Source organism: Mycolicibacterium rhodesiae (genome assembly GCF_002086695.1).
Lineage (GTDB): Bacteria > Actinomycetota > Actinomycetes > Mycobacteriales > Mycobacteriaceae > Mycobacterium > Mycobacterium rhodesiae.
In genome coordinates this window covers 13,368-25,961 of the sequence record NZ_MVIH01000004.1, presented here as the reverse complement: position 1 = coordinate 25,961, position 12,594 = coordinate 13,368, and the positions used below count along the sequence as shown (strand labels likewise).

11 protein-coding genes are annotated in these 12,594 nt (G+C 67.8%); 7 read left to right on the top strand and 4 right to left on the bottom strand.

The genetic code is table 11. The features are described from left to right. Positions 1-76: 76 nt before the first annotated feature. A complete protein-coding gene (locus BST42_RS09870) occupies positions 77-886 on the top strand; it encodes a DUF5336 domain-containing protein (RefSeq protein WP_083118830.1) in 810 nt (269 codons plus the stop codon). A 49-nt stretch (positions 887-935) separates the two neighbouring features. Then, on the top strand, positions 936-2,333 hold the full coding sequence (locus tag BST42_RS09865; RefSeq protein WP_083118421.1) for a cell division protein PerM: 1,398 nt from the start codon (positions 936-938) through the stop codon (positions 2,331-2,333). Here BST42_RS09865 and BST42_RS09860 read toward each other — a convergent pair. Then, on the bottom strand, positions 2,330-2,584 hold the full coding sequence (locus BST42_RS09860; protein WP_083118420.1) for a metallothionein: 255 nt from the start codon (positions 2,582-2,584) through the stop codon (positions 2,330-2,332). The genes BST42_RS09865 and BST42_RS09860 overlap by 4 nt on opposite strands. A gap of 84 nt (positions 2,585-2,668) precedes the next feature. Between BST42_RS09860 and purN the strand changes: the two genes are divergently transcribed. The 5 genes from purN to BST42_RS09835 all read left to right on the top strand — a co-directional run bounded on the left by purN (position 2,669) and on the right by BST42_RS09835 (position 9,928). Then, positions 2,669-3,298, top strand: a complete 630-nt coding sequence (purN, locus tag BST42_RS09855) for a phosphoribosylglycinamide formyltransferase (protein WP_083118419.1) — start codon at positions 2,669-2,671, stop codon at positions 3,296-3,298. Beyond that, positions 3,295-4,872, top strand: a complete 1,578-nt coding sequence (purH, locus tag BST42_RS09850; protein ID WP_083118418.1) for a bifunctional phosphoribosylaminoimidazolecarboxamide formyltransferase/IMP cyclohydrolase — start codon at positions 3,295-3,297, stop codon at positions 4,870-4,872. Before purN ends, purH begins: the two co-directional genes overlap by 4 nt. Before the next feature lie 84 nt (positions 4,873-4,956). Further along, positions 4,957-6,339, top strand: coding sequence for a sigma 54-interacting transcriptional regulator (locus BST42_RS09845; RefSeq protein WP_083118417.1), 1,383 nt, complete (start codon positions 4,957-4,959; stop codon positions 6,337-6,339). Continuing rightward, a complete protein-coding gene (locus BST42_RS09840) occupies positions 6,332-8,320 on the top strand; it encodes a vWA domain-containing protein (RefSeq protein WP_083118416.1) in 1,989 nt (662 codons plus the stop codon). The genes BST42_RS09845 and BST42_RS09840 overlap by 8 nt, the downstream gene beginning before the upstream one ends. 402 nt (positions 8,321-8,722) lie before the next feature. Further along, complete coding sequence (locus BST42_RS09835; protein ID WP_083118415.1) at positions 8,723-9,928, top strand: hypothetical protein; 1,206 nt, start codon at positions 8,723-8,725, stop codon at positions 9,926-9,928. Positions 9,929-9,991: 63 nt separating this feature from the next. Here BST42_RS09835 and BST42_RS09830 read toward each other — a convergent pair whose 3' ends face one another. From BST42_RS09830 to BST42_RS09820, 3 genes are all read right to left on the bottom strand, one after another. After that, entirely contained in the window at positions 9,992-10,588 is a 597-nt protein-coding gene (locus BST42_RS09830) for a DUF1707 SHOCT-like domain-containing protein (RefSeq protein ID WP_083118414.1), read from the bottom strand. 64 nt (positions 10,589-10,652) lie between these two features. Further along, a complete protein-coding gene (locus tag BST42_RS09825; RefSeq protein ID WP_083118413.1) occupies positions 10,653-11,420 on the bottom strand; it encodes an enoyl-CoA hydratase family protein in 768 nt (255 codons plus the stop codon). Continuing rightward, a complete protein-coding gene (locus tag BST42_RS09820; protein ID WP_264048384.1) occupies positions 11,420-12,589 on the bottom strand; it encodes an acyl-CoA dehydrogenase family protein in 1,170 nt (389 codons plus the stop codon). Before BST42_RS09820 ends, BST42_RS09825 begins: the two co-directional genes overlap by 1 nt. Positions 12,590-12,594: the final 5 nt, after the last annotated feature.

Genomic DNA, 12,594 nt, shown 5'->3' with positions numbered 1-12,594 from the left:
TGCGGGTCCGTTCGCGAGCCACAACCGACGCAGCGCCGCGGGGGATGCGCGGCGTGACAAGGCTGAAGGAGAGGCCATGACTTACCCGCCCACGAATCCGGGCTACCAACCGTCGCAGCCGACCGGTCCTTACGGTGCGCCCACGTCGTCGTTCGCGCCGGCCGAGGCCGGACCGAGCAAGCTGCCGCAGTACCTGAACGTCGCAGCCATCGTGCTCGGGCTGGCGGCGTACCTGGCCAGCTTCGGGCCGATCCTGACGGTCCACGCCGATCTCGGTCCCTTCGGCGGCGCCGAGCTGACCGGCGGTGGCGGCGGCTACCCGGTGGTCGCGACGCTGGTCGCCGCGCTGCTCGCGGCGGCCGCCCTGCTGCCCAAGGCCCGGGACTACGGCGGCGTCATCGCCACCGCATCGGTGATCGCGGTGCTGATGGCGATCGCGCAGGTCATCAGCAAGCCGACCGGCTTCTCCGTCGGCTGGGGGCTGTGGCTGCTGCTCGCCTTCACCCTGCTCCAGGCCATCGCCGCGGTGGCGGCCCTGCTGCTGGAGGCCGGCATCATCACCGCGCCCGCGCCCCGGCCCCGCTACGAACAGTTCGGTCAGTACGGCCCGCCTCCCGGCGGTTACTACGGCCAGCCCGGTCCGCAGGGCCCTCCGCAGGGACTCCCGCCGCGGCCGAACTACCCGTCCCAGTACGGCGGCGGATACCCGTCCGGTCCGTCGAACTTCGGCGGCGCGCAGAGCGGTCCGCCCACCCCGCCGACCGGTTTCCCGAGCTTCAGCCCGCCGCCGTCGAGCGGCTCGGGCCAGCAGCAGCCCGCCGGACAGCCGGAACAGCAGCAGCCCCAGGCGCCGTCATCGTCGCCGTCGGGTCAGAGCCCGTCCTAACCGGGCGCTCTTCGCGCACCACGCCTGACCGGCGCGTCGAGTGACACGGATGGAGGACAAGCGGCCAGTCGGCGCGCGCCAAGCGCGTGACCTGGTCCGGGTTGCGTTCGGCCCGTCGGTGGTCGCGCTTGTGGTGATCGCCGCGGTGACTCTGCTGCAGCTCGTCATCGCCAACAGCGACATGACGGGCACCTTGGGTGCGATCGCCAGCATGTGGCTGGCCGTGCACCAGGTGCCCATCTCGATCGCAGGCCACCAGCTTGCGGTGTTGCCGCTGCTGCCCGTGCTGCTGATGGTCGCGGGCACCGCACGGACCTGCGCTCACGCGACCTCGCCGCACGCCTCCTGGTTCGTGACCCGCTGGATCGTCGCGTCGGCCGTCGGCGGCCCGCTGCTGTTCGCCGCGATCGCGCTGGCCGTCATCCACGATGCCTCGTCGGTGATCACCGAGCTGCAGACCCCGAGCGCGCTGCGCGCATTCTCCGGAGTGCTGGCCGTGCACGGACTCGGAGCGGTGATCGGTGTCGGCTCTCAGGTGGGGTGGCGTGCCCTGACGGCCCTGCGGTTGCCGCTGTGGCTCGGCGACACCGTGCGGGCTGCGATGGCGGGCCTGTTGGCGCTGCTGGGATTGTCCGGCGCGGTCACCGCGGTGTCGCTGGTCGTGCACTGGGGCACCATGCACGAGCTGTACGCGGTCACCGATTCGCTCTTCGGGCAACTCAGCCTCACGTTGCTGTCCGCCCTGTATGTGCCCAACGTGATCGTCGGGACCTCGGCGATGGCGGTCGGCTCGAGCGCCCACATCGGGTTCGCCACGTTCAGCTCGTTCACCGTCTTCGGCGGTGATATCCCGGCGGTACCGATCCTGGCCGCGGTTCCGACGCCACCGCTCGGTCCGGTCTGGGTGGCGCTGCTGATCGTCGGTGCCGCGTCCGGGGTGGCGGTCGGGCAGCAGTGCGCGCGCAGACCGCTGCCCTGGCCGACGGCTTTGGCGAAAGTGGCGGTCGCGTCGCTGCTGGCGGCGGCCACGATGGCCGTCCTGGGTTACGCCGGCGGCGGGCAGCTCGGCAATTTCGGCGACGTCGGGGTGGACCAGGCCACCTTCGGTCCGGCGGTGTTCTTCTGGTTCTTCGCCATCGGCGCGCTGACCGTGGTCCTGACCGGCGGTGTACGGCGCCGTCCGAGACGGGTGAAGCCGCCCGCTCCGGCGGCACCGGTCGACGAACCGCTGTTCGACGACGAGTTCGCCGCCGACGACGACGAGGCGCTCACCACGCCGATCCCGGATATGGCGGCCGAGCCGGACCCGGCCACCGAGGCCGAACCGGAACCCGAGCCGGAACCGGCCTCGCCGCCTCAGCCGGTCCGGCCGGCACCCGATCTCGAAGACGTCGAGGACCTGATGGTCGTCGATGACGACATCGAATCCGGGCCCGCCGAACGCTAGGCGCCGGCCGGCACCGGCCAGCGGTCGTTGACGTCGGCGTTGCTCGACTTGCGGGCGCAGTGCGCGCAACAGAACATCGCGTCCTCGGTCTCGATGCCGTGGCCCAGGATCCGGCATCCGCAGTGGGCGCACGCCGGGGCCAGCTCTACCGCCGCGCATTCAACACTGTCGAAGGTCGCGGTTCGCCCGTCGGAGAAGGTGACGGTGAACGCCTTGTCGTAATCGTTTCCGCACGTGTCGCAGATCGACATTGGCGATGCTCCTCAAAACTCGTCGGTGAACCTCGGGTGCCCGGCGGCCGGTAGGCACAAACACGCTCCGTTAGGCTCATCGCCGTGCAGCATCCGATCCACATACCGCCGAGTGCGCCGGCCCGACTCGTCGTCCTGGCCTCGGGAACCGGATCGTTGCTGCAGTCGCTGCTGAACGCGGCCGTCGGCGACTATCCCGCGCGGGTTGCCGCGGTCGGGGTGGACCGGGACTGCCGCGCCGTCGAGATAGCGCAGGCCGCGTCCATCCCCACGTTCTGTGTGCGCCTGAAGGACCACCCGAGCCGCGCCGACTGGGACACCGCGATCGCCGATGCCACCGAAGCCCACCGTCCCGACCTGATCGTCTCGGCAGGGTTCATGAAAATACTTGGGCCGGAATTTCTTTCACGATTCCTGGGCCGCGTCGTCAACACCCATCCGGCGCTGCTTCCGGCGTTTCCGGGCGCTCACGCGGTGCCCGACGCGCTGGCCTACGGGGTCAAGGTCACCGGATGCACGGTGCATCTGGTGGACGCCGGCGTGGACACCGGCCCGATCCTGGCTCAGGAGCCCATCGAGATTTTCGACGATGACGACGAAGACACGTTGCACGAACGCATCAAGGTCACCGAACGGCGGCTGTTGGTGGATGTGCTGGCCGCGCTGGCGCAGCGCGGTGTGACCTGGAGCGGCAGAAAGGCGACCATAGGATGACCGCGGGGACTGTAGGCAAGAGGCCGATCCGGCGCGCGCTGATCAGCGTGTACGACAAGAGCGGACTGATTCCGCTGGCACAGGGTCTGCACGAGGCGGGTGTCGCCATCGTCTCCACCGGCTCGACCGCCAAAACCATTGCGGACAAGGGCATTCCGGTAACTCCGGTGGAGTTCGTCACCGGCTTCCCCGAGGTGCTCGACGGCCGGGTCAAGACACTGCACCCGCACATCCACGCCGGCCTGCTCGCCGACACCCGCAAGCCGGAACACCTCGCGGCTCTCGGCGAGCTGAAGATCGAGCCGTTCGATCTCGTCGTGGTCAACCTTTATCCGTTCACCGAAACGGTGGACTCGGGCGCCGAAGTGGAGGAGTGCGTCGAGCAGATCGACATCGGCGGTCCGTCGATGGTGCGTGCCTCGGCCAAGAACCACGCCAGCGTGGCCGTCGTCGTCGACCCGCTCGGGTACGACGGAGTGCTGGCCGCGGTCCGGTCCGGCGGTTTCACGCTCGCCGAGCGACAGAAGTTGGCGGCACTGGCTTTTCGGCACACCGCCGAGTACGACGTCGCGGTTGCCGGCTGGATGGGCTCGGTGCTGGCGCCCGAAGAAGACGGGGCGACACTTCTCCCGGCGTGGGTCGGACGCACCTGGCGGCGCACGTCGCAGCTGCGCTACGGCGAGAACCCGCATCAGCAGGCCGCGCTCTATAGCGACGAGTCCGGCTGGCCGGGTCTGGCGCAGGCCGAGCAGCTGCACGGAAAAGAGATGTCCTACAACAACTTCACCGATGCCGACGCGGCCTGGCGGGCGGCGTTCGATCACGAGCAGATCTGCGTGGCCATCATCAAGCACGCCAACCCGTGTGGCATCGCAATCTCGTCGGTGTCGGTGGCCGATGCGCACCGCAAGGCCCACGAGTGCGATCCGCTGAGCGCGTTCGGCGGAGTGATCGCGGCGAACACCGCTGTCTCGGTCGAGATGGCCGAGTTCGTCTCGGAGATCTTCACCGAGGTGATCATCGCGCCGGCATACGAGCCCGGTGCGGTGGAGATCTTGGCCCGCAAGAAGAACATTCGCGTGCTCGTCGCTTCCGAGCCGCCGGTCGGCGGAGCCGAGCTGCGCCAGATCAGTGGCGGCCTGTTGATTCAGGAGCGCGACGCCCTCGACGCCTCCGGTGACGACCCGGCGAACTGGACGCTGGCGACCGGTGCCGCGGCCGATGCCGCGACGCTGGCCGACCTGCAGTTCGCCTGGCGCACCTGCCGCGCGGTGAAGTCCAACGCGATCGTGGTGGCCGCCGACGGCGCCACGGTCGGGGTGGGCATGGGCCAGGTCAACCGCGTCGATGCGGCCCGGCTTGCGGTGGAGCGCGGCGGTGAGCGGGTGCGCGGTGCGGTCGCCGCCAGCGATGCGTTCTTCCCGTTCCCGGACGGCCTGGAGACGCTGACGGCGGCCGGGGTCAAGGCCGTCGTGCATCCCGGCGGATCGATGCGCGACGAGCTGGTCACCGACGCCGCGGCGAAGGCCGGGATCACGCTGTACCTCACCGGGGCCCGGCACTTCGCGCACTGACCGCGGGGTATTCCGGCACGGTCAAATATGACTTTGCGCTGACCGCGTAATGCCCCGGTGGCGTGGCAGTCGTAGCGTGGAGAGGTGACTTCAGCTGACAACCTCCCCCGCACTCTTGGCGAACTGCGCGCAACCGGGCATCGCGAGCGCAGCGTCAAGCAGGAGATCCGAGAGAACCTCCTGACCGCGCTGGCCGAAGGAGATGATGTCTGGCCTGGCATTTTCGGCTTCGAGGACACCGTCTTGCCGCAGCTGGAACGAGCGCTGATCGCCGGGCACGACTTCGTTCTGCTCGGCGAACGCGGGCAGGGCAAGACCCGCCTGCTGCGCTCGTTGCAGAATCTGCTCGACGAGTGGACGCCGGTGATCGCCGGATCCGAACTCGGCGAGCATCCCTACACGCCGATCACGCCGGAGTCGATCCGGCGGGCAGGGGAGTCGGGTGACGATCTGCCCATCGAGTGGCGCCACCGCAGCGAGCGCTATACCGAGAAGCTGGCCACCCCCGATACCAGCGTGGCGGACCTGGTCGGTGACATCGACCCGATCAAGGTCGCCGAGGGTCGCAGTCTCGGTGACCCGGAGACCATCGCCTACGGCCTGATCCCGCGGGCGCATCGCGGCATCGTCGCGGTCAACGAGCTGCCCGATCTGGCCGAGCGCATCCAGGTCTCGATGCTCAACGTCATGGAGGAGCGCGACATCCAGGTGCGTGGCTACACGCTGCGGCTGCCGCTGGACGTGCTGGTGGTCGCCAGCGCCAACCCCGAGGACTACACCAACCGTGGGCGCATCATCACCCCGCTGAAGGACCGCTTCGGCGCGGAGATCCGCACCCACTATCCGCGTGAGCTGGATGCGGAGGTCGGCGTGATCACCCAGGAGGCACACCTGTCCGCGCAGGTTCCGACCTACCTGATGCAGATCATTGCCCGGTTCGCGCGCTATCTGCGCGAGTCCAATTCGGTCGACCAGCGCTCCGGTGTGTCGGCGCGCTTCGCGATCGCCGCCGCCGAGACCGTCGCCGCGTCGGCTCGCCACCGCGGCGCGATTCTCGGCGAGGAGGAGCCGGTGGCGCGCGTGGTCGACCTGGGCACGATCATCGACGTGCTGCGCGGCAAGCTGGAGTTCGAGTCCGGCGAGGAAGGGCGCGAACAGGCGGTGCTCGAGCACCTGCTGCGGCGCGCCACCGCCGACACCGCGCAGCGGGTGCTTGGCGGCATCGACGTCGGCACGCTGGTTGCGGCCGTCGAGGGTGGCTCCGCGGTGACCACCGGTGAGCAGGTCGCGGCCAAGGACGTGCTCGCGGCGCTGCCGGACCTGCCGGTGATCGACGAGATCGCCAAGCGGCTGGATGCCGAAACCGAAGGCGAACGCGCCGCGGCGCTCGAATTGGCCCTGGAGGCACTGTATCTCGCCAAGCGGATCGACAAGGTGACAGGAGAAGGCGAAACCGTCTATGGCTAAAGCGGATCGGGGACACTCACACGACTCCCGGTATTCGGCCTATACCGGGGGCCCTGATCCGCTTGCCCCGCCGGTGGATCTGCGCGATGCGCTCGAACAGATCGGGCAGGACGTCATGGAAGGCACCTCGCCGCGGCGTGCCTTGTCCGAGCTGTTGCGCCGCGGAACCAAGAACACCACGGGCGCCGACCGGCTCGCCGCGGAGGTGAACCGTCGGCGTCGAGAATTGTTGAACCGCAACAACCTCGACGGCACTCTGCAGGAGATCAAGAAGCTGCTCGACGACGCGGTGCTCTCCGAGCGCAAAGAGCTGGCGCGCGCACTGGACGATGACGCTCGATTCCAGGAGCTGCAGATAGAGTCGCTGTCACCGTCGCCGGCCAAGGCCGTGCAAGAGCTGTCGGACTACAACTGGCGCAGCCCCGAAGCGCGCCAGAAGTACGAGCAGATCAAGGATCTGCTCGGCCGGGAGATGCTCGATCAGCGGTTCGCCGGCATGAAGCAGGCGCTGGAGAACGCCACCGATGAGGACCGGCAAGCGGTCAACGAGATGCTCGACGACCTGAACGACCTGCTGGACAAGCACTCTCGTGGCGAGGACAGCGCGCAAGATTTCGACAACTTCATGCGCAAGCACGGCCAGTACTTTCCGGAGAATCCGCAGAACGTCGAGGAACTACTCGATTCGCTGGCCCAGCGGGCCGCCGCCGCGCAGCGCTTCCGCAACAGCCTCACCCCGGACCAGCGCGCCGAGCTGGATGCGTTGGCGCAGCAGGCTTTCGGTTCGCCGCAACTGATGAACGCGCTGAATCGGCTCGACTCCCACCTGCAGGCAGCGCGTCCAGGCGAGGACTGGACCGGTTCGTCGGAATTCTCCGGCGACAACCCGCTCGGCATGGGGGAGGGTGCCCAGGCGATGGCCGACATCGCCGAACTCGAACAGCTCGCCGAGCAGCTCTCGCAGAGCTATGCCGGTGCCACCATGGACGACGTCGACCTCGACGCGTTGGCGCGCCAGCTCGGTGATCAGGCCGCCATCGATGCGCGGACGCTGGCCGAACTGGAACGGGCCCTGATGAACCAGGGCTTCCTGGACCGCGGCTCCGACGGGCAGTGGCGGCTCTCGCCGAAGGCCATGCGTCAACTCGGGCAGACCGCGCTTCGCGATGTCGCCCAACAGCTTTCGGGCCGCCACGGCGAGCGTGACACCCGTCGTGCCGGCGCGGCCGGCGAACTCACCGGTGCCACCCGGCCATGGGCGTTCGGCGACACCGAGCCCTGGAACGTCACCCGCACCCTGACCAACGCGGTACTTCGGCGGGCCGGCGGGCCGACCGAAGGGCCGCTGCGGATCAGTGTCGACGACGTCGAGGTGTCGGAAACCGAGACTCGCACGCAGTCGGCGGTGGCGCTGCTGGTCGACACGTCGTTCTCGATGGTGATGGAGAACCGGTGGCTGCCGATGAAGCAGACCGCGCTGGCGCTCAATCATTTGGTGAGCACGAGGTTCCGTTCGGATGCGCTGCAGATCATCGCCTTCGGCCGTTACGCCCGCACCGTGACCGCGGCCGAGCTGACCGGGCTCGAGGGCGTCTACGAGCAGGGCACCAATCTGCACCATGCGCTGGCGCTGGCGGTCCGGCATCTGCGCCGCCACCCCAACGCCCAACCGGTGGTGCTGGTGGTCACCGATGGTGAGCCGACGGCGCACCTGGAGGATTTCGACGGTCGGGGTTCGTCGGTGTTTTTTGACTACCCTCCCCATCCGCGGACGATCGCCCACACTGTGCGCGGCTTCGACGAGGTCGCCAGACTCGGTGCGCAGGTGACGATCTTCCGGCTCGGAAACGACCCCGGCCTGGCCAGATTCATCGATCAGGTCGCTCGCCGGGTCGAAGGTCGGGTGGTGGTTCCCGACCTCGACGGTCTGGGCGCGGCGGTCGTGGGCGACTACCTGCGGTCGCGCCGGCGCCGACGCTGAGCTGAGAAGTTCTCAGGCATTCAGCAAATCCGGGGCACCCCTGCTCGGCGGCCCTGTCGATCGTGTGGTTAGCAAAGGGCGTGGCAAACCAGTTTGTTATTGACGTCAAGGTTCTGGGACCTACGGCGTTAGCGAACACGTGCAACACATCGGTAACCCGAATGTTTCTCCACCGTCAATTGGCTACCGGACGCCCGCCCATCCTGCGTGATTGGTGTGAAAAAAGCGAAGTACTTAAGTCCCTGAATTCCGTGGTACCGCTTGCCGAGGGGCAAACAGCCCCCTAGTATCTATCAGGATCTTCTAAGATTCGTATCAGCAAAGCACCGAGTTCGTCACGACCCTGGCGAACCGCACCAACAAGGGGAATTAGCAATGGCGTCAAGGACTCGGCCTTTCCTGATGACCGGCGCGGCACTGGCCAGTGCCGCCGCCATCGTCGCCGCCGCACCGGCGTACCTTCCGACTCACGACATCGCGCTGGGTGCCTCCACCCCGCTGCCGCTGTCGACGGCCAAGTACGAGCTGACGGCGATCACCGACATCACCATCCAGGGCATCAACGACGCCTACTGGTTCGGCTGGGGCGGCTACATCCAGGCCGACAACACCTACTACCCGGGTGTGAGCGACGTCTACGTCAGCGGCGCGTCGGGTGTCTTGTACTACCTGGTCGACAACGCCGCCGAGACGTTCCTCCCCGGCTTCGACCTCGACAACTACTTCTTCGAGGTCGGCTTCCCGTCGATTCCGTACGTGGGCGCCGGTGAGCTCTTCGGCACCAGCTCGCCGATCTTCCAGGCCGCGCAGGCGACGTTCTACTACGGCATCCCGAACGTCATCAACTCGATCGTCTCGTCGGCCGCGCAGCTGGTCCCGACGTTCGATCTCGGCCCGGTCAAGCTCGGCGGCGGCATCCTGGCCAGCCTGTTCTTCTACGGGCAGACCCCGGATTACAACCCCACCACCGGCGCCGGCTTCAGCTACAGCACCAACGGGCTGTCGGCGATCCTGGCCTACGTCGCGACGTCCATCTCGGACAACCTGCCCGGTGCACCCTCGGGCGCGGCACTGGCCGGAGCGGTCAGCGCGGCAGCGACGACCATTCAGAACGACATCAAGGGACTCGAGACCGCGGTGAAGTCCGCGGCCGGCCTCAGCACCACGGCATCGTCCGCGGCCGCGAAGTCCCCCGCCAAGTCGACGGTGGCCGCGGAGGTCAAGACCGAGACCGAGACCGAGCCCACCGGCACGACGACCGAGACCGAGACCACCGGTTCGACAACCGAGGCCGGCACCTCGACCGACACCACGTCGACCGACACCACGTCGTCGACCGACACCACCACGTCGACGGACGACAGCGCCACCACCCCCGCGAAGTCGACCGGCACCGTGGCCCCCAAGGCGCCGACGTCGTCGACCAAGCCCACCACCAAGCCGGCCAAGCCGCAGAACCCGCTCGCCAAGATCGGCAAGCGGATCTCGGATGCGCTCAGCGGTGGCAAGAAGACCAAGTCGGAGTCCAGCTCGTCGAGCGATTCGTCCTCGTCCTCGTCCTCGGGCTCGTCGTCGAGCAGCTCGGGCTCGAGCGGCAGCTCGAAGTAACACCCGCACAAACAACTTCGGCCCCTTCCGATTCGGAAGGGGCCGAAGTTGTTTGCGGAGCGGTCAGCGGGACTCGGGGGCGTTGGGCTTGCGGTTCTTGCGTTTGACGCCGACACCGCCCCACAACGAGAAGCCGCGGATGGTGACCTTCGGCGCACCCGGCGTACCCGGGCCGTCGACGTCATGGTCGAAGCCACCCATCACGCCGACCCCGTGGACCTCCACATTGATCTCGGGCGGCAGCAGGATGGTCTGGCCGCCCATGATCGAATACGCGTGGATCTCCACGTTCGCTGACGTGAAGTCGGCGTAGCGCAAGTCGACAACGCCACCGCCGAACAAGGTGAAGGTCGTGATCCGGCCGGGAACATTCCATCGGCCACGGCGCTCGAACCCGCTGAGGATCGCCAGCAGAAGCGTCTTGGGCGCTGGACTCGATGCACCGCGCCGATTCGAGGCGTCGGCGGCCTCCGGTAAGTCCTCGGTGAGTCGATCGAGGTCCTCATAGGTCTGCGCGGCGTAGGCCTTCGCCAATCGCTGCTCGTATTCGCTGAGCGCCAAGCGCCCACGAGAGGCGGCCTCGGTGAGCAATTGGGCAACCTGGATGCGGTCTGTGTCAGCAGCCCGCGTCGATGCGTCCCGCGGTGTCAAGTTGCTCATCGCTTACGAGGGTACGACTCTGACCGGCAACCGCAAGAGTGTTCGCTGTTCTCTCACGCCGGTGTTATCGCAGCCAGCGCGGCGGACGTTTCTGCAGAAACGCGAGCATCCCTTCGTGGGCTTCCTCGGAGACGAACAAGCGCGCCGATTCGTTCGCCAACTCTTCGGCATCGCGGTCGAAACGGGCCAGGACATCGGCCGTGGTCAGCGCTTTCGATGCCGCCAGCCCCTGCGGCGAGCCGCGGCCGAGGTCGGCCACGATGCCTGCGATCGTCGTGTCCAGGTCGTCGGCGGCCAGCGTGATCACGCCGATCTCGGCGGCTGTCGGTGCGGTGAACGTCTCACCTGTGAGGTAGTAGCGGGCCGCCGCGCGTGCCGTCATCTTCGGCAGCAGGGTCAAAGAAATGACAGCCGGGGCCACACCGATGCGCGCCTCGGTCAGTGCGAACGTGCTACGCGGGCCTGCGACCGCGATGTCACACGCCCCCACCAGCCCGAGACCGCCGGCCCGGACGTGACCGTCGATGGCCGCCACCACCGGCATCGGTGATTCGACGATCGCCCGCAGCAGCGCCGCCATTTCGCGGCCCCGAGCGGCGGTGGCCGCGAACGGGTCCCCGTCGGATGCTTCGCTCAGATCGGCACCGGCACAGAACGTGCCGCCGGTGTGACCCAGCACCACGGTCCGCACCGCCGGGTCGGCGGCCGCCTCACGCAGTCCGGCGTGCAACTGCTCCACCAGCCGGGTGGACAGCGCATTGCGGTTGTGCGGGGAGTCGAGCGTGAGCCGGGCGACGTGGCCGTCGACGGCGTAGGTGACGAGCCGGTTCATCAGTACGACCGGGGCAGGCCGAGCGACGTCTGGGCGACGAAGTTCAGGATCATCTCCCGGCTGACCGGGGCGATGCGCGCGAGACGGGACGCGGTGAGCATCGAGGCGACGCCGTACTCCTTGGTGAGCCCGTTGCCGCCGAGGGACTGCACAGCCTGATCGACGGCCTTGGTGGACGCCTCGCCCGCGGCGTACTTCGCCATGTTGGCCGCCTCTGCTGCACCGAAGTCATCACCGGCGTCGTAGAGCGCGGCCGCCTTCTGCATCATCAGCTTGGCCAGTTCGATCTCGATGTAGTTCTGCGCCAATGGATGTGCAATGCCCTGATGTGCACCGATCGGTGTCTTCCACACCTGACGGGTCTTGACGTACTCGGCCGCCTTGCCGAGCACGTGGCGGCCCGCACCGATCGCGTTGGCCGCACCCATGATCCGTTCCGGGTTCAGACCGGCGAACAGCTGCGCGATCGCGGCGTCTTCCGAACCGACGAGGGCATCCGCGGGCAGCCGGACATCGTCGATGAACACCTGGAACTGGCTTTCCGGGCTGACGATCTCCATGTCGATCTTGGTGAAGGTGAACCCGGGGGTGTCGGTCGGCACGATGAACAACGCCGGCTTGAGGTTGCCGGTCTTCGCCTCTTCAGTGCGGCCGACGACCAGCACGGCCTGCGCCTGGTCGACGCCGGAGATGTAGACCTTTTGCCCGGACAGGACCCAATCGCTGCCGTCGCGGCGCGCGGTGGTGGTGATCTTGTGCGAGTTCGAGCCGGCGTCGGGTTCGGTGATGGCGAACGCCATCGTGATGGATCCGTCGGCGATGCCGGGCAGCCAACGCTTCTTCTGGTCGTCGGTGCCGAACTTGCTGATGATGGTGCCGTTGATCGCCGGCGACACCACCAGCATCAACAGGGCGCAACCGTTGGCGGCCATTTCCTCCATCACCAGGGACAGCTCGTACATGCCTGCGCCGCCGCCGCCGTACTCCTCGGGAAGGTTGACTCCGACGAAGCCGAGTTTGGCCGCCTCGGCCCACAATTCGTCGGTGTGCTCGCCGGCGCGGGCCATGGCCAGGTAGTAGTCCGAGCCGTAGCTCGCCGCCATCGCGGCGACCGCCTTGCGAAGCTCCTGGCGTTCGGCACTCTCGATGAAGCCGGTGTCGGTCCTCAAGGAAT

What these genes read in the sequence shown, in the direction of transcription:
- BST42_RS09870 (WP_083118830.1), top strand. Translation starts at nt 77, where the DNA reads ATGACTTACCCGCCCACGAATCCGGGCTACCAACCGTCGCAGCCGACC.
- BST42_RS09865 (WP_083118421.1), top strand. Translation starts at nt 936, where the DNA reads ATGGAGGACAAGCGGCCAGTCGGCGCGCGCCAAGCGCGTGACCTGGTC.
- BST42_RS09860 (WP_083118420.1), bottom strand. Translation starts at nt 2,584, where the DNA reads ATGTCGATCTGCGACACGTGCGGAAACGATTACGACAAGGCGTTCACC.
- purH (WP_083118418.1), top strand. Translation starts at nt 3,295, where the DNA reads ATGACCGCGGGGACTGTAGGCAAGAGGCCGATCCGGCGCGCGCTGATC.
- BST42_RS09840 (WP_083118416.1), top strand. Translation starts at nt 6,332, where the DNA reads ATGGCTAAAGCGGATCGGGGACACTCACACGACTCCCGGTATTCGGCC.
- BST42_RS09835 (WP_083118415.1), top strand. Translation starts at nt 8,723, where the DNA reads ATGACCGGCGCGGCACTGGCCAGTGCCGCCGCCATCGTCGCCGCCGCA.
- BST42_RS09830 (WP_083118414.1), bottom strand. Translation starts at nt 10,588, where the DNA reads ATGAGCAACTTGACACCGCGGGACGCATCGACGCGGGCTGCTGACACA.
- BST42_RS09825 (WP_083118413.1), bottom strand. Translation starts at nt 11,420, where the DNA reads ATGAACCGGCTCGTCACCTACGCCGTCGACGGCCACGTCGCCCGGCTC.